The sequence below is a fragment of the Nocardia sp. NPDC058633 genome (assembly GCF_042717045.1).
Lineage (GTDB): Bacteria > Actinomycetota > Actinomycetes > Mycobacteriales > Mycobacteriaceae > Nocardia.
The window spans coordinates 24,610-39,891 of the sequence record NZ_JBHXRA010000030.1; the positions used below are offsets into that span (position 1 = coordinate 24,610).

19 protein-coding genes are annotated in these 15,282 nt (G+C 68.6%); 9 read left to right on the forward strand and 10 right to left on the reverse strand.

Annotation, left to right across the window (positions count from 1 at the left end; all coding sequences use genetic code 11):
* From ACFWUR_RS28510 to ACFWUR_RS28525, 4 genes are read right to left on the reverse strand one after another with little or no spacing between them, the layout of a single operon-like run.
* Positions 1-1,335 carry an MFS transporter gene (locus ACFWUR_RS28510; protein WP_378910935.1) on the reverse strand — a complete coding sequence of 445 codons (1,335 nt, stop codon included), beginning with the start codon at positions 1,333-1,335 and terminating at the stop codon, positions 1-3.
* The gene (locus tag ACFWUR_RS28515) at positions 1,332-2,387 is read right to left on the reverse strand and encodes a PLP-dependent cysteine synthase family protein (RefSeq protein WP_378910936.1); all 1,056 of its coding nucleotides are present in this window, start codon (positions 2,385-2,387) and stop codon (positions 1,332-1,334) included. The genes ACFWUR_RS28510 and ACFWUR_RS28515 overlap by 4 nt, the downstream gene beginning before the upstream one ends.
* Positions 2,384-3,211, reverse strand: coding sequence for a hypothetical protein (locus ACFWUR_RS28520; RefSeq protein WP_378910937.1), 828 nt, complete (start codon positions 3,209-3,211; stop codon positions 2,384-2,386). Before ACFWUR_RS28520 ends, ACFWUR_RS28515 begins: the two co-directional genes overlap by 4 nt.
* A complete protein-coding gene (locus ACFWUR_RS28525; protein ID WP_378910938.1) occupies positions 3,208-4,485 on the reverse strand; it encodes an ATP-grasp domain-containing protein in 1,278 nt (425 codons plus the stop codon). Before ACFWUR_RS28525 ends, ACFWUR_RS28520 begins: the two co-directional genes overlap by 4 nt.
* Before the next feature lie 100 nt (positions 4,486-4,585).
* Between ACFWUR_RS28525 and ACFWUR_RS28530 the strand changes: the two genes are divergently transcribed.
* Complete coding sequence (locus ACFWUR_RS28530; RefSeq protein WP_378910940.1) at positions 4,586-6,010, forward strand: amidase; 1,425 nt, start codon at positions 4,586-4,588, stop codon at positions 6,008-6,010.
* A 173-nt stretch (positions 6,011-6,183) separates the two neighbouring features.
* On the opposite strand, the gene ACFWUR_RS28535 is transcribed toward ACFWUR_RS28530, so the two are convergent.
* Together ACFWUR_RS28535 and ACFWUR_RS28540 are read right to left on the reverse strand one after the other, a co-directional pair.
* Positions 6,184-6,417, reverse strand: coding sequence for a hypothetical protein (locus ACFWUR_RS28535; RefSeq protein WP_378910941.1), 234 nt, complete (start codon positions 6,415-6,417; stop codon positions 6,184-6,186).
* 207 nt (positions 6,418-6,624) lie between these two features.
* Positions 6,625-7,065: a MarR family winged helix-turn-helix transcriptional regulator gene (locus tag ACFWUR_RS28540; RefSeq protein WP_378910943.1), complete on the reverse strand. Its 441-nt coding sequence runs from the start codon at positions 7,063-7,065 to the stop codon at positions 6,625-6,627.
* Positions 7,066-7,144: 79 nt separating this feature from the next.
* On the opposite strand from ACFWUR_RS28540, the gene ACFWUR_RS28545 reads away from it, so the two are divergent.
* From ACFWUR_RS28545 to ACFWUR_RS28565, 5 genes are all read left to right on the forward strand, one after another.
* On the forward strand, positions 7,145-7,519 hold the full coding sequence (locus ACFWUR_RS28545; protein WP_378910945.1) for a cupin domain-containing protein: 375 nt from the start codon (positions 7,145-7,147) through the stop codon (positions 7,517-7,519).
* A gap of 67 nt (positions 7,520-7,586) precedes the next feature.
* Positions 7,587-8,525, forward strand: a complete 939-nt coding sequence (locus ACFWUR_RS28550; protein WP_378910947.1) for a metal ABC transporter substrate-binding protein — start codon at positions 7,587-7,589, stop codon at positions 8,523-8,525.
* On the forward strand, positions 8,522-9,256 hold the full coding sequence (locus ACFWUR_RS28555; protein WP_378910949.1) for a metal ABC transporter ATP-binding protein: 735 nt from the start codon (positions 8,522-8,524) through the stop codon (positions 9,254-9,256). Before ACFWUR_RS28550 ends, ACFWUR_RS28555 begins: the two co-directional genes overlap by 4 nt.
* The gene (locus ACFWUR_RS28560) at positions 9,253-10,137 is read left to right on the forward strand and encodes a metal ABC transporter permease (protein WP_378910950.1); all 885 of its coding nucleotides are present in this window, start codon (positions 9,253-9,255) and stop codon (positions 10,135-10,137) included. The genes ACFWUR_RS28555 and ACFWUR_RS28560 overlap by 4 nt, the downstream gene beginning before the upstream one ends.
* Before the next feature lie 40 nt (positions 10,138-10,177).
* The gene (locus ACFWUR_RS28565) at positions 10,178-10,516 is read left to right on the forward strand and encodes an MmcQ/YjbR family DNA-binding protein (RefSeq protein WP_378910952.1); all 339 of its coding nucleotides are present in this window, start codon (positions 10,178-10,180) and stop codon (positions 10,514-10,516) included.
* 32 nt (positions 10,517-10,548) lie between these two features.
* On the opposite strand, the gene ACFWUR_RS28570 is transcribed toward ACFWUR_RS28565, so the two are convergent.
* Positions 10,549-10,989: a hypothetical protein gene (locus ACFWUR_RS28570; protein ID WP_378910953.1), complete on the reverse strand. Its 441-nt coding sequence runs from the start codon at positions 10,987-10,989 to the stop codon at positions 10,549-10,551.
* A gap of 85 nt (positions 10,990-11,074) precedes the next feature.
* On the opposite strand from ACFWUR_RS28570, the gene ACFWUR_RS28575 reads away from it, so the two are divergent.
* Both ACFWUR_RS28575 and ACFWUR_RS28580 read left to right on the forward strand, forming a co-directional pair.
* A complete protein-coding gene (locus ACFWUR_RS28575; protein ID WP_378910955.1) occupies positions 11,075-11,617 on the forward strand; it encodes a YaeQ family protein in 543 nt (180 codons plus the stop codon).
* 100 nt (positions 11,618-11,717) lie between these two features.
* Entirely contained in the window at positions 11,718-12,620 is a 903-nt protein-coding gene (locus tag ACFWUR_RS28580; RefSeq protein ID WP_378910957.1) for an alpha/beta hydrolase fold domain-containing protein, read from the forward strand.
* Positions 12,621-12,622: 2 nt separating this feature from the next.
* Here the strand turns inward: ACFWUR_RS28580 and ACFWUR_RS28585 are convergent, their stop codons facing one another.
* A complete protein-coding gene (locus ACFWUR_RS28585; protein ID WP_378910958.1) occupies positions 12,623-13,204 on the reverse strand; it encodes a TetR/AcrR family transcriptional regulator in 582 nt (193 codons plus the stop codon).
* Between the two features lie 89 nt (positions 13,205-13,293).
* On the opposite strand from ACFWUR_RS28585, the gene ACFWUR_RS28590 reads away from it, so the two are divergent.
* Positions 13,294-14,331, forward strand: a complete 1,038-nt coding sequence (locus ACFWUR_RS28590; protein ID WP_378910959.1) for a beta-ketoacyl-ACP synthase 3 — start codon at positions 13,294-13,296, stop codon at positions 14,329-14,331.
* Here ACFWUR_RS28590 and ACFWUR_RS28595 read toward each other — a convergent pair.
* Both ACFWUR_RS28595 and ACFWUR_RS28600 read right to left on the reverse strand, forming a co-directional pair.
* Complete coding sequence (locus ACFWUR_RS28595; RefSeq protein ID WP_378910961.1) at positions 14,328-14,789, reverse strand: CinA family protein; 462 nt, start codon at positions 14,787-14,789, stop codon at positions 14,328-14,330. The two genes, ACFWUR_RS28590 and ACFWUR_RS28595, sit on opposite strands and share 4 nt — an antisense overlap.
* 21 nt (positions 14,790-14,810) lie before the next feature.
* Complete coding sequence (locus ACFWUR_RS28600) at positions 14,811-15,140, reverse strand: hypothetical protein (RefSeq protein WP_378910962.1); 330 nt, start codon at positions 15,138-15,140, stop codon at positions 14,811-14,813.
* Positions 15,141-15,282 lie beyond the last annotated feature (142 nt).

Sequence of the window (15,282 nt, forward strand, 5' to 3'; positions counted from 1 at the left end):
TCATCGCCTTTCGTCGGGGTGGTCGGTGCGGTCCCGGTCGCCACCGGAGACCGCCGCGTGGCTCGCGGCATCCGGTTCGGGTGCGACCGCTTCCGGCCCCGGGAGCCGATCGCGGCGGTGTAGTCGCATCAGCGCGAGGGCCGACAGCAGCCCCGCCGCGGCGCACAACAGCGCGGGGGGCCAGCTCAGTGGACCGCCGGTGCGGTCGAGCACCGCGCCCGTGACCGAGGTGGCGACAACGGTGAAAAGGCCGGACGCGAGATAGAACGCGCCGAAATAGGTTCCGGTCAGGCGAGTTTCGGCGAAGCGCCCGATCGCCTCGTTGACGAAGGGTTGCACCGCGGTGACCCCGATCGCGAGCAGCACCGCGGCCGCCACGACCGGAGCGACCCGGATCGCCGTGCTCGCCACGCTGTTTCCCTCGACCCCGAGGAGGCCCACGGAGGCCGGGGGCACCAGGAACGCGACGCCTATGATCGCCATCCCGAGCGCCATCGCGGGCCCTCGCTGTGGTCTGCGTGCCAGCACGGTGGTGACCCTGACCTGCAATGCCACCACCGCGATCGTCTCGACCACGAACAACGCGGCCACGGCCGCCGGACCGTGGCCCGGCCCCGCGCTGTCCTGGGCCTGGAGGGTGAACAGGAAATAGATCTGGCTCTGCAGGGCGAACATGGGCATCAGCGCGAGGGTGAACGCCCAGAACCGGCGGTCGGTGAACACCGTGGCGAAATCGGCGCCGATCCCGCCTTCGTGCGCGGGCATCGGTCGCGCGGGCAGCAGCAGCCACTGCACCACCGCGAGCACGGCGAAGATCGCCGCCGCGACCAGCGCTGATATCCGGAACCCGGCGGCGATCAGCAGCGTGCCGAGCACCGGCCCGATCGCGGCGCCCGAATTGCCGAAGACGTTGAACAGCGCGAAGGCCTGCGCCGACTGCGCACCGCTGTCCTTGGCGATGAACGCGCGGACAGCCGGATTGAACAGCGCGCCGGCGAAACCGGTGAGCACCGAGGCGGCCAGCACCACCGGCAGCGAACCGCCGACGGCGAACAGCGCGAAGCCGAGCGCCCTGATCGCGAGCCCGACCATGATGACGCCGCGCGCGCCGAGCCGATCGGCGGCCGAACCACCGACGAGGAACAGGCCCTGTTGGCTGAGATTGCGCACTCCGAGCACGATCCCGACAACGGCGGCAGACAGCGCGAGGTCGTCGAGCAGGTAGTCGGCCAGGAACGGCACGAGCAGGTAGAAACCGATATGGCCCACCAGGTGATTCACGAGCAGCAGCCGTACGGCCCCCGGGAGCGCGCGGAAGGTGTCGGCACCGCTCATCCGGCGCTCCCGTGCCGGGCCGCCGTGGCGGCGGGGTCACCGACGGTCGAACATCGGCCCCAGTCGAGCACCTCGGCGCTGTCGGGAGTCGTGAGCGCGATGGGTTCGGTGGTGGGCGCGCGCAAGAGGTCGTTGGTTCGGCACCAGTCGTCGTTGTAGATGGTGCCCAGGTAGCGGTGCGGTCCGTCGGGGAACACGGTCAGGACCCGGGCGTCGGGTTCGCGCTCGGCGACCCAGCCCGCGACCAGGGCGGCGGCGCCGGTGCTCCAGCCGCCCGCGATGCCGGTGGCCGCCGCGAGCCGCCGGCACGAGGCGACCGCCTCGGCCGCACCGACCCAGTGCACCTCGTCGAAATCGGCGTAGGCGACATTGCGGGGCAGGATGCTGCTGCCGAGACCGCGCATGAGTCGGCGTCGGTCGGGCTGGCCGAAGATCCGCGAACCCACGGCGTCGACGCCGATCACCCGCAGGCGTGGCCACCGCCTGCGCAAGACCCGGGCGAGTCCGGCGCAGTGCCCGCCGGAACCGATCGAGGCGACCAGCACGTCGACGGCGTCCACCTGGGCGAGGATCTCTTCGCCCATCGCCTGATAACCACCCGCGTTGTCGGGATTGTCGTACTGGTCGGGCCAGTACGCGCCCTCGGTGGCGGCGAGCAGGACGGCCAGGCGATCGAGCCGGGCCTGCTGCCAGCCGCCGGTCGGGTGTGGCTCGGTGACCACGTCGAGCGGGATCTGGAACGCCGAGAACAGGGCGCGCAGATCGGGTTCCAGCTCGTCGTCGACCACCAGCAACACCGGGTGACCCAGCGCCTTGCACGCCAGCGCGAGCCCCAGTCCGAGAGTGCCGCTGGTGGATTCGATGATCGGCGCGCCCGGTGCCAGTTCGCCGCGTGCCGACGCCGCACGCAACATCGATACCGCCGCGCGGGCTTTCATCCCCGCGACGCTCGCCGCTTCGAGTTTGGCTGTGTACCAGCTGTTTCCGACCGGGATGGGCACGGCGGGCGTGTTGCCGATCAACTGCAGGAGGGCGGGCTGTGGTGAGGTCATGACAGCTCTCGGTAGGTGAGGATGGTGCTCGGCCCACCGTCGAGGGAGAAGAACGGGTAGGGCTCGGCCGAGACCGCGTGCACGCCCGCGCCGAGGAACCAGGGCAGCACCGCGCTGCCGGTCTGGGCGAACAGCACCAGCGGCAGGCCGCGGTCGTTCGCCGTGGCCCGAAAATCGTCGAATGTCTCGTTGCCCAGCGACATTCCGGTGACCAGCAGCGCGTCGTAGTCCGACGGGGCCTGCTCGACGGACTCGAACACCGGCTCACCCCACTCGGTGACGCCACCGGCGAGGTCGCACGGCAGATAGGCGATGGCCCGCGCCCGCAACTCCGCGAGCAGCGAACCGACCACGCCGACCACCAACACACGCGAGACCCCGGCCGGCAACAGGTCCACGACAGCGCTCGCGCGGCGGCGCGACTTCGTCAACGAGGTCGGTCCGTCGATCAGCACCGACGCACCGAGCGCGCCACCCGCGTACGGATGCGGACGAACATGCATCAGATAGGCGTCGAGCGCCGCGATACGGACCGCGGGCACCGGATGCTCGAGCAACTCCGCGATCGTCGCCGCGACACAGCTGTCGACCAGATCGTCGGTGGCCGTGCCGGGTTCGAGCCCGCACGAACCCACCGCCGCACCGACCCGCAGGCTCAGCACCTCGTTGCGGTATCCGCGGGCGCGGCCCGCGTGCCGGGTGCCGTAGGCGGTGCGGAAGGCCGTCGACGCGTGCAGCGTCGTCGGTTCGGGGCCGAGTCGCCCGGTGCGTGCCCAGGTGGTGAGCTCGGCGACGGAGTCGGGCCGCAGCGCGGATTCGATCATCGCGCGCCGCCGAGTTCGAAGTGCAGATCGGCGATCAGTCGCTGCGCCAGGTCGCCTGCGGTGTGGGAGGTTTCATCCACCACCATGACGTGACCGAGGTAGGTGTTGTTGTCGGTGGCGGGGCGCACCTCGGTACCGGGGTCGGCGAGTGTGTGTTCGACGATTCTGGTGTCGGCCGCCCAGTTCTGGGCGCCGTCCACGCTGGTCAGCAGGCCGGTATGGGTGGGCACGGCGAAGGCGACGGCCGCGCTCGCGATGCCGGTTTCTCGTGGTGTGACGTCGGGCTTTCCGCCCGCCACCGTTTCGGCGTGCACCGCGGTGAGGTCGAGTCCGGTGACCCGTCGCACCAGTTCGGTGATGCGGTTGCCCGCGGGGCGCGGGTTCACCTCGATCAGGCGTGGGCCCTGCGGGCCGAGTTTGATCTCGGTGTGCGCGACCGTCGCGTCGAGTCCGAGCGCGGTGATCGCCGCGACCGCCAGCTCGGCCACGGCCCTCGTGTCGGCGGGGTCGAGGGCGGCGGGGAACATGTGGCCCGACTCGATGAACGAGGGCGCGCCGGTGATCTGCTTGTCGGTCACCCCGATCACCGTGGTCTGCCCGGCCACGGTGACTGTTTCCACGCTGAATTCCGGTCCGTCCAGGCATTCCTCCAGCAGGATGCGTGGCGAGCGGTGTTGTCCTCGGGCGTTGACCGGGAATCCGGCGATGGCATCGACTGCCGCGCGCAGCTGGGTGTGGTCGTCGACCCGGCGAACGAACATCCCACCGCACAGGTCGACCGGTTTCACCACGAGTGGATAGCCGAGTTCGGCCGCGGCGCCGACGATGTCGTCGTACTGCTCGGCCACCGCGAAGGCGGGGCCCGCGACACCGGCGCCGAGGCAGATCTGCCTGGTCCGGTACTTGTCGCAGGCGTCGGCCACCGCGGAGCGGCTCGCGCCGGGCAGGCCCAGCTCGGTGGCGATCGCGGCGACGGTCGGCAGGTAGTAGTCGCACGAGGTGATGACCCCGTCGAAACCGAAGGTCTGGTGCAGTTTTCGCACGTAGGGCAACAGGGTCGACTCGTCGTTGGTCTCGGCGGTGAACACGTTGACCGCGCCGAGCAGCGGGTGCGGCGTCGGTGTCCCGGCCCGCAGGTAGTGCCCGAGATTTCGGGTCAACAGACTGAATTCGTGTCCGCTGTTCTTGATTCCCGCCGGGAGCAGGGTGCTCATCGAGCCGACCCAGCTCTCCACCATCAACAGGTGTCCCACATGTCCTCCAAGCTCGAGCAAGATGTTAATGATAACCATTTCCAATAGAAATGCGATAGTCGAGCGGCGAGCAAGTTCGTTACTGCTGCGAAGGGCCACCGGCTCGCATTACGCTGCGGGCATGAGCTCTGCCGTACACGGATTCACCGACGATGCCCTCGGGACGCTGGACGCAGTCGGTGTCGCCGCGGCATTGCGCGCGGGAGAAGTGAGTCGGGCGCAGGTGCTCGAGGCCGCGATCGCCCGGACGCGCCGGGTCGACCCGAGTCTGGACGCCGTGCAGGTGGCGTGTTTCGAGCGAGCGGCGTCGACGCCGGAAACGGCGGGCGTGTTCGCCGGGGTGCCCGCGTTCGTCAAGGACAACACCGACATCGCCGGCCTGCCCAGCTGTCACGGCTCTGCCGCGTTCACGCCACACCCGGCCACGGTGACCAGCGGTCCCGGTGCGCAGTTCCTGCACTCGGGCGTGATCGTGCTCGGCAAGTCGACGCTGCCGGAGTTCGGGCTCACCGCCAGCACCGAGTTCACCAACCGCGCGCCCACCCGCAATCCGTGGAATCCGGAGTACTCGGCCGGCGCTTCCTCTGGCGGATCGGCGGCACTGGTCGCGGCCGGGGTGGTGCCGATCGCCCATGCCAACGACGGTGGCGGCTCGATCCGCATCCCGGCCGCGGCCAACGGTCTGGTCGGTCTGAAAACCACCCGCAACCGGCTGCTCGACCAGCCCGGCGCCCGCTCGTTGCCGGTGCATCTGGTCGCCGAGGGTGTGCTCACCCGCTCGGTTCGCGATACGGCGCACTACCTGGCCGCCGTCGAACAATTCGCCGCGAATCCGAAGCTGACGCCGATCGGGCTGGTCGAGGGGCCGACCGCGCGACGGTTGCGGATCGGCCTGATCACCGCCGATGTCCTCGGCCGACCGGTGCACGCCGACAACGGCGTCATCCTGGCCTCTGCGGCGAAGGTGCTCGAAGGCCTCGGCCACGAGATCGTCGAGATGCGCCTGGACGTGGACCCGCGCTTCGTCGAGGACTTCAAGCGCTACTGGGCGGTGATGGCCGCGGCGATGGCACTGTCGTTCCGGCTGGGGCACCGCGGGCGCTTCGATGCGCGCAAACTCGACCCGTTCACCACCGGTCTGATCGGGATGGCCAAGCGCAATCCGTTCGGCGTTGCCGTGTCGACATGGCGGCTGCGCGGAGGAGTAGCGGCCTACGACAAGCATTTCGCCGATGTCGACGCGCTGCTCACGCCGGTGCTGTCGCATCCAGCGCCGCGTATCGGGGAGCTCGCGCCGGGGCAGCCGTTCGACGCGCTGTTGGCCAAACTCGCCGACTACGTGGGCTTCACTCCGCTCAACAATGTCGGCGGCGGACCCGGCGTTTCGCTGCCGCACGGACTCCTGCCCAGTGGGCTGCCCGGATCGGTCCAGCTCGCCGCCCGCAGGGGCGACGAGCGGACCCTGCTCGACCTGGCTTACCAGTTGGAAGCGGCGAGCCCGTTCCCGCGGATCATCGACCGCAAGGCCGCGGCGGGCGCCGCCTGATCAGGTGGAGGACCCCGGCGCTGATCAGTCGCAGTTCAGGCTGAGCGCCCGGCGCTGATCAGGCCCAGCGCATCGCGCTGGTCGGGCGGAGCGCGCAGTACCGATCGGGCACGGCGCATTGCGCTGGTCAGGTGGAGCGCGCTGTGCCGATCAGGCGCAGCGCGTCGCGCTGATCAGTTGTTGCGTACCGCGACATTGATCGGGCGCAGCCGTCCCGGGCTGTCGGTGCCCGCGTCGAATGCCCAGTGGGCGCCGTCCCAGTCGGGGTAATCGGCGCGCCAGCGGTCGACCAGGCGCGCGTCCTCGAGCGAGGCGACGACGCCGGCCGAGCCGGTGTACTGCAGCCGCTCGTACTTGTGCCGGGTGACGGTGTCGACGGTGGATGAAGCGGTGGCCAGGACTGACATTGACTCTCCGGGTTAGTGGCGAACAGTGTGACGAGTGCGCAATCCGGGCCGTCGGGCCCGGGTGCCGCGGTGGCGCGTCACCGCTCGATCCGAGAGTATGCCGCTCGCCGTGACACCGCGTAGGTTTTGAAAATCCAATTCTTCGGATTATTGGGTACCCGATATGAAATCGTCGGCCCGCGCCGTTTGGTTACGGGGGTTGTCTGTTCACCAGCTCGGGCGGACTCGGCCCGGGGTGACGACACGACCCAGCGCCTCGCTGACCTCGGCGAGCGTCGCCGCGCCGAGGGTCTGCGACCAGTTCCGGGTGAAGTCGACCAGGGCGGCGTCGGCGGCTCGCGTACATGCCCAGCCGCGGTCGGTGAGGGTGATCAGGCGGGCCCGCGCATCGCGCGGGTGTGGGTTGCGGTCGGCGTAGCCCTTGGTGACCAACTCGTCGACCAGTTGGCTGGCTGCCTGTTTGGTGACGCCGAGGTGCTCGGCGATCTCGCCGACCGTCGCGCCGTCGGGTGCCATGCGCGCGAAGGCGAAGCCGTGTGTCGGCCGAATGTCGGTGAACCCCGCCGCGGTGACCCCGGCGTGCACCGCCTGGGTCACGTCGGCCGCTGCCGCGAGCAGCAGGAGGGGCAGGTCTGCGTTCGCGGGCACGGCAGTCATTCTGGCACTTGACACAATAGTCAATCTACTTGACCATATGGACAAGTTACTTGACCTTATGGAGGTTCGAATGCCGATAATCCGCTCCATCGACGCGCAGGTGCACGAGGTGCACAATGCTCGATTCACGTCCCTGATCCGTCCCGGCACCGGCAGTGCCGAGCTGTGCGTCTGGCAGACCGAGGTCGGCGCCGGTTCGGTCGGTGTGCCGCATCGGATCCTGGGCGAGGAGGCTTTCGTCCTGGTGTCGGGGGAGGTGACCATGACCATCGACGGCGAATCGACGCCGATGAAACCGGGCGACGCGGCGGTCGCACCCGCGGGCTCGATGATCGCCCTCGCGAACCCCACCGACGAGCCCGCCGCGTTGCTGGTGACTGTGCGCGTCGGCTTCGCCGCGGAACTTCCCGACGGCACCACCTTCGCCCCGCCCTGGGCATCCTGAGCCGTCCGGGTGACTGTTTCCAGCCCGGAACTTGAAAGTTCGGGTACCCGAACAATATAATTCCGGGATGAAGGTTGGGTTCTACCGTTCGCCGGTGCGACGCCGGGTGCTGGCGGCATCCGTGCTGGGTGTCATGACGTTCGCGCTCACCGCCTGTGGGGGGATCACCTCCGCGGACGACGGGAAGAAGGTGGTCCTCACCACCTTCACGGTGCTCGCCGATATGGCGCGGAATGTGGCGGGCGACCACCTGCGGGTCGAATCGATCACCAAGGTGGGTGCCGAGATCCACGGGTACGAACCGACCCCGGGTGACATCAGGAAGGCGGCCCAGGCCGACCTGATCCTGGACAACGGCCTCAACCTGGAGGCCTGGTTCGGCCAGTTCGTCGCCGATCTCGACGTGCCGCACGCGGTGGTGAGCGAGGGGGTGGCACCGATGGACATCAGCGAGGACGCCTACCGGGGCAAGCCCAATCCGCACGCCTGGATGTCGCCGGTGAACGCGCAGATCTACGTCGACAACATGGTCCGCGCGTTCACCGAGCTCGACCCCGAGCACGCCGACGCCTACCGCGCCAACGCCGACGCCTACAAAACCCAGCTCGGCGCCGTGCGCGACGACCTCGTCGCGGCGGTGAACACCCTGCCCGCCGACCAGCGCGCCCTGGTCACCTGCGAGGGCGCGTTCTCCTACCTCGCCCGCGACGCCGGCCTGACCGAGAAGTACATCTGGCCGGTCAACGCCGAACAGCAGGCCACCCCGCAGCAGATCGGTTCGACCATCGACTTCGTCCGCCAACGCGGTGTCCCCGCCGTGTTCTGCGAGTCGACGGTGTCGGACGCCCCGATGCAACGCGTGGTGGAAGCCTCCGGCTCGCGGTTCGGCGGCGTTCTCTACGTCGACTCGCTCTCCGAGGCCGACGGCCCGGTGCCGACGTACCTGCAGCTGATCCGCCACGACGCGAACACCATCGCGACCGCACTGGCCGGAGCACCGAAATGACCGCACCGGTGGTCGAGATCCAGGACGTGACAGTCCATTACGGCGATGTGCTCGCTCTCGACAACGTCGAGCTGACATTGAAGTCGGGCCGGGTGTGTGGGCTGATCGGCATGAACGGCTCGGGCAAATCGACGTTGTTCAAAACCGTGATGGGGCTGGTCACGCCCGGCCGCGGTCGGGTGCTGATCAACGGTCGCGCCCCCGTCGCCGCGCGCAAGGCGGGCAGCCTCGGTTACGTGCCGCAGTCCGAGGACGTGGACTGGAGCTTCCCGCTGTCGGTGCGCGATGTGGTGATGACCGGGCGCTACGGGAAGATGGGGTTCACCCGCCGGGCGAGCAGGGCCGACCGCGCCGCCGTCGACGAGGCGCTGGCCCGCGTCGACCTCACCGATCTCGCCGACCGCCAGATCGGCCGGTTGTCGGGTGGCCAGAAGAAGCGCGCGTTCGTCGCCCGCGGCATCGCCCAGGAGGCCACGATCCTGCTGCTCGACGAGCCGTTCGCCGGTGTCGACAAGCGTTCCGAGGCGACCATCACCGCGCTGTTGCGTGAGCTCGCCGCCGGCGGGGCCACCATCCTGGTGTCCACCCACGATCTGCACGCCCTGCCCCGATTGGCCGACGAAGCAGTGCTGTTGAACCGCCGAGTGCTTGAACACGGCGACCCCGAGGTGGTGTTGCGGCCGGAGAACCTGGCCAAGGCCTTCGGCCTGGATGTGGACGGAGACCGATGAGCCTCGAGGAACTGTTCGTCGACCCGCTGCGCTACGAGTTCATGGTGCGCGCGCTGGCCACCACCGTCACGGCGGCGGTGGTGTGCGCGGTGCTGTCGTGCTGGTTGGTGCTGATCGGGTGGTCGCTGATGGGTGACGCGGTGTCGCACGCGGTGCTGCCGGGGGTGGTGCTGGCCTACATCATCGGCTGGCCGTTCGCGGTGGGCGCGGTGATCTTCGGGTTCCTCGCGGTCGCGTTGATCGGGGTGGTCCGCGATACGAGTCGCGTGAAGGAAGACGCGGCGATCGGCATCGTGTTCACCACCTTGTTCGCCTTCGGTTTGGTGCTGGTGTCGGTGACGCCGAGCCAAACCGACTTGAACCACATCGTTTTCGGCAACCTGCTCGGGGTGAGCCGCGGCGAGATGGTCCAGATCATGATCCTGGCCGCCATTGTCCTGGTGGCCCTGGTGCTGAAACGTCGCGATTTCACCCTCTACGCTTTCGACGCCACCCATGCCCACGCGATCGGCCTCAACCCGCGCGTTCTCGGTACCGCCCTGCTGGCCCTGCTGGCCCTGACCTCGGTGGTCGCGCTGCAAGCCGTCGGCGTGGTGTTGGTGGTGGCCATGCTCATCATCCCCGGCGCCACCGCCTACCTGCTCACCGATCGCTTCTCCCGCATGCTCGTGATCGCCCCCACCGTGTCTGTGGTGTGCGCGGTCACCGGCCTCTACATCAGCTACCACCTCGATACCGCCGCGGGCGGCATGGTGGTGGTCACCCAGGGTGTCGCCTTCACTTTCGTGTACCTCTTCGCACCCCGCCACGGTGTGATCGGCCGCCGGATCACCGCCTCCCGCGCCCGTAAATCGGTGACCACCATCGGCGTCGTCGACTAGCGGTGCGACGGTGTCGGTGTGTGCTGCCAGGATGTATGCCATGAAGGTCACCGGGGACGATGTCCGCGCCTACGTCCTGTCGCTGCCGCGCACGGTAGAGGAATTCGCCTGGGGCATGCCGATTTTCAAGGTCGCGGGCAAGCTGTTCCTCACGCTGCCGGAGGAGGAGACCTCGATGGCTGTGCGCTGCCCGGTCGTCGAGCGCGACGAGTTGGTGCTGGCCGAGCCCGCCAAGTTCTGGATCGCCGCGCACGAGGCGGGCAACCCCTGGGTGCGGGTCCGATTGGCCGCCCTCGACGACCGCGAGGAGCTGGAAGCCATCATCACCGACTCCTGGCGCCAGGCCGCGCCGCGGGACCTGCTGAACGCGGACCAGTGAGCGCATGACGAGCCACCGGGCCGCGACAGCGATCACAGCACCGGAGTGATCGTGGCCTCGATCGTGTGGATGGAGTCCACCGGGATGACGAAGGTCTCGGTGATCTCCACGGTGGTCAGGCGGATGCCGGCCACTCCGGTGTCGAGCAGGTAGTGGGTGGTGACCGTGTCGCCGGATTCGGACATGGTGAGGTCGCGGATGCCTTGGATCACGCGGTACTGGAGGCCGTTTTCCAGGTCGGCGGTCAGCTGGGGACCCGAGTAGCCGGTCTGGAGACCGACCTCGACGCGGGTGGCGTCGGGGGCGAAGGGGACCGCGCTCGCGTCGTGGGAGACAAGGGCGTCGAGGTATGCGCGGGCGATGGCCTGGCGGGGTGAGTCGGCCGGATTCGGTTCTGCCGCAGCCGTTGCCGTGCTTGCCGTGCCGAGGGCGAACAAAACAGCGGCCAGAGCCGAAACGTGAGTGATTCTCATGATGCGATGCTGGCGGTCCGGACCGGCGAGTGCAACCGGTGCGCGCGAATCGTCGACGCTACGCCCCGGTAGGCTCGCAACTCCTATGGCACTCAGCGCAACACTGCACAACTTCGCCGTTCAGCTCGCCGACGTGGATCGGGGGGTCTACGAGGATCTCGAATTGCGGGTTGCTCGGCACCCGTCGGAGACCATGGAATACATGATCACGCGGATCCTCGCGTACTGCCTGCAGTACGAGGAGGGGATCGTGTTCAGTGAGGGCGGGATCTCGGCCACCGATGAGCCCGCGGTGCAGATCCGGGACATGACCGGGCGGACCACCGCATGGATCGAAGTGGGGGCGCCCGACGCCGACCGCATCCATCGCGGGAGCAAACTCGCCGGTCGCGCGGCGGTGTACACCCACCGCGACCCGGCGAAGGTGCTCGCGCAGTACGCGGGCAAGAAGATTCACAACGTGGCGCGGATCCCGCTGGTCAGTTTCGACCGCGCGTTCATCGACGAGGCGGCGGCGCTGGTCGATCGCCGCAACACCGCCACCCTTTCGGTCACCGAAGGTGTGCTCTATCTGGACCTCAACGGCACCAGCTTACGTACCGATGTCACCGAGCAACCCCTCGGCTGACGCCCACACGGAGTAACTTGGCACCCACCGGCGACGCTCGGCCCGAGCGCTCGGACTGTGCCGGTCTCGTTGTCGAGTGGAGGTCGCTGTGCCCGGTGTGATGAGTCGGTTCGTGATTCCGGGAGTGCTGCGGGCCACCCGGCGCAATCGCAACTACATCGATGCCGAGATGGCCAGGGCCCACGTGCGCGAGCGCAGTCTGCGGCCCCTCGCCTACGGCCCGCCGCGCAGGCTTCGCGGTGTCGAGGTGTCGGTGACCCACGACCGTGGCTGGCCGATCTATACGCTCACGCCGTCGGACGGGATCTCCCGCGGCGTTCTCGTGTACGCCCACGGTGGCGGCTGGGTGGGCGAAATCGCTTCGCAGCACTGGCAACTCGCGGCCCGCATCGCCGCGCAGACCCACCTCGTCGTGACGGTTCCGATCTATCCGCTGATCCCCTTCGGCACCGCGGCCGAGGTGATTCCCCGCATCGGCGAACTGGTCGTCGCTGCCACCGAGCGCTACGGCCCGACCTTCCTCGCCGGTGATTCCGCGGGTGGCCAGATCGCGCTGTCCACCGCGCTGCACCTGCGCGACGCGGGCCGTACCGTCGCTCGCACGATCCTGATCTCACCCGCGCTCGACCTCACCCTCGAAAATCCCGAGATCGATACGGTGCTCCGTCGCGACCCGTGGCTGGGTCGCGACGGCGGCCTGGTGTTCGGCCGGCTGTGGAGCGGTGCGCTCTCGATGAAAGACCCCCTGGTCAGCCCCTTGTTCGGTGACCTCACCGGACTGGGCCCGATCACCGTGTTCACCGGCACCGACGACATCCTCAACCCCGACGCCCGCTTGCTGGCGGCGAAGGCGCGCGAGGCGGGCGTCGACCTCGACTATCACGAGGAAGCCGGGCTCGTGCACGTCTACCCGCTGACTCCCAGCCAGGAAGGCGCGAAGGCGCGCCGCCGCATCATCGCCACCCTGCGCGCCGAACTGGATGCGGCGCACAGCAACTCGTGAGTTCAGCGCGCGGACAGGTGCACGTTGAACAGGATCGTCAGTTGAGTGACCGCCTGGTCGAACGGGTGTGAGGACTTGAGCGCGCGGCTGTGCACGATCGTGCCCTCGATGGTGGTGAGCAGGAAACCGGCCAGCGACACCGCGGTGGCGCGTTCGATCCCGGTGGCCACGATCCCGTCGGCCAGCCGTGCGGTCCATTCGGCGAAGGCCTGGCCCGCGATGGACTGGACGGCGGGGTCGAGTTCGTCCAGGGCCGCCGCCATCATGAACGAGCCCGCGGCGTAGTCGGATTTTTCCAGGGGGATGCGCCAGAAGGCGAGCAGGTCGGTGAGCCACTGCTGCACCGAGGGCGCGGTCTGGAGGGCGTCGGCCGTCGCGCTCACGTGCGAGTACACCAGGCGGGTCACGATGCGAGCCGCTGTCTGCACCAGTTCGCCTTTGCCGGAAGGGAAGTGCTGATACAGCGAGTTGCGCGAGGTGTTGCTGCGCTTGAGCAGTTCGCTCAGTGCGGCCGCGTGGACCCCGTGTTGTTGCACGGTGCTGATGGTGTGTTCGATGAGTCGGGCGCGCGGTCCGGCAGCCATCCGATCTCCTCCTACCCCTTGATTGAACCGATCGGTTCATGTTAGACCTAGTACTACGTGAACCGATCGGTTCATATGGAGAGGATGCCATGCCCACCCCCATTGCCACCGCGGTTCCGGTCACCCACGCGGGAATTCTCGGCCTCGGCGTGTACCGCCCGCGCCGTGTGGTGCCCAACGCCGAGATCGTCGAGGCGATCGAGTCGTCGGACGAATGGATCAAGACCCGGTCCGGGATCGCCGCCAGGCACTGGGCCGAACCCGACGAGACGATCGTGTCGATGAGCGTCGCGGCCGCTCGTGACGCGCTCACGGCAGCGGGGGTGAGCGCCGAGCAGATCGACGCGGTGGTGCTCGCGACGTCGTCGCAGATGGTTCTCGGTCCCTCGGCGGGCGCGGTGGTGGCCACCGAGCTCGGCATGCACGACACCGCCGCCTTCGACATCTCCGCGGGCTGCGCGGGCTTCTGCTACGCGCTGGCCGATGCGGCGAATCTGGTGCGATCGGGTCAGGCGCGCCAGGTGCTGGTGATCGGGGTGGAGCGGCTGTCGGATCTGCTCGACACCACCGATCGCGGGTGCGCGTTCATCTTCGCCGACGGTGCGGGCGCGGTGGTCGTCGGTGCGGCCGAGCAGGAGGGGATCGGCCCGGTCGCGTGGGGTTCCGACGGCGCGCGCACCTCGGCGATCAAGCAGGACAAGGATTTTCTGGAGTACTTCGCCGAAGTCGCGGCGGCGGAGGCTGTCGGCGGTACTTCACAGCGTCCCTACATCCGGATGAACGGCACCGAGGTATTCCGCTGGGCCGTCACATTTTTGGAGAAGGCGTGCCGTGACGCGCTCGACCACGCGGGCCTCACCGCCGCCGACCTCGACGCCTTCGTCCCGCACCAGGCCAACATCCGCATCACCGACGCGCTGGTTCGCACCCTGGATCTGCCCGAGAAAGTCGCCATCGCTCGCGACATCATCGAAACCGGCAACACCAGCGCCGCGTCCATTCCGATGGCCATGGAGCAGCTCATCCGCTCCGGTGCCGCACGCTCCGGGGACACCGCACTACTGCTCGGCTTCGGCGCGGGTCTGGCCTACGCGGGCCAGGTGGTCCACCTGCCACCGATCGCCTAGTCCACCGTCCCGGCCAGGGCTGCGAGTAGGAGTTCGAGCGCGCGCTGTACCGACTGCTCGACCACCTCTTCCGGACCGCCGTCGAAGCTGTGGTGCACGGCCCAGGCGACGTCGCGGGTCGCGACCCCGAACCACACCGAACCCGGCGGTTCGTCGTCTTGGGAACCCGGCCCGCCGACGCCGGTCGTCGACACGGCGACATCGGCGTCCATGAGCGAACGGACTCCCTCGGCCATGGCCGACGCCGCGGTCTCGGAAACGACGGGCACGTCGGGCACGCCGAGGAGGGCGCGTTTGACGGTCGTGGAGTAGGCCACGACACCACCGCGAAACCACTGCGCGGAGTCGCCGGCGGCGCTCAGCGCCGCGGCGACATTGCCGCCGGTCAACGACTCGGCGACGGCCACGCTCAGCTCGTGCTGCTCGGCGAATTCGCCGACCTCGGAAGCGGTGCCCATGCGGCTCCTCTGGCTAGGTCCTCACGCGTTCGCCTTCTCGCGCAGCGACCGCTGGGTGACAGGCACAGCGTAGGCGGCGCCGTCGCGGATGCCGAATTCGAAGCGGCAGGGGAACAGGGAGGGTAGGCCGGTCGCGCGTAGATCGAAGTTCGCGGCGAGGGTCTGCATGGCCCAGTTCTGTAGTGAGTCCGGCAGTTGCAGAGTGGTGCCGTCGACGCAGCACACGTAGGCGTGGGTCTGTTCACCGTCGATGGGCAGTGGGTTGCGCAGACCGACTGCGCCGATTTCCAGAATTCGTCCGGCGTTGTGGGAAGTAGCGACGCTCGGCAAATCCAACTCGATGTCGTCCATGCGGAAAACCGTATCGCAGCAACTATTCAGGGAACACCGAAATCGCGTGGTCTTGACGAACTTCGCTGATGTCGCAAATGCGCGAAAGAGCACGGGAAATCCATGCGTCGCGGCGGGGCCCGGCGCGTGCGCGCGCCGGGCC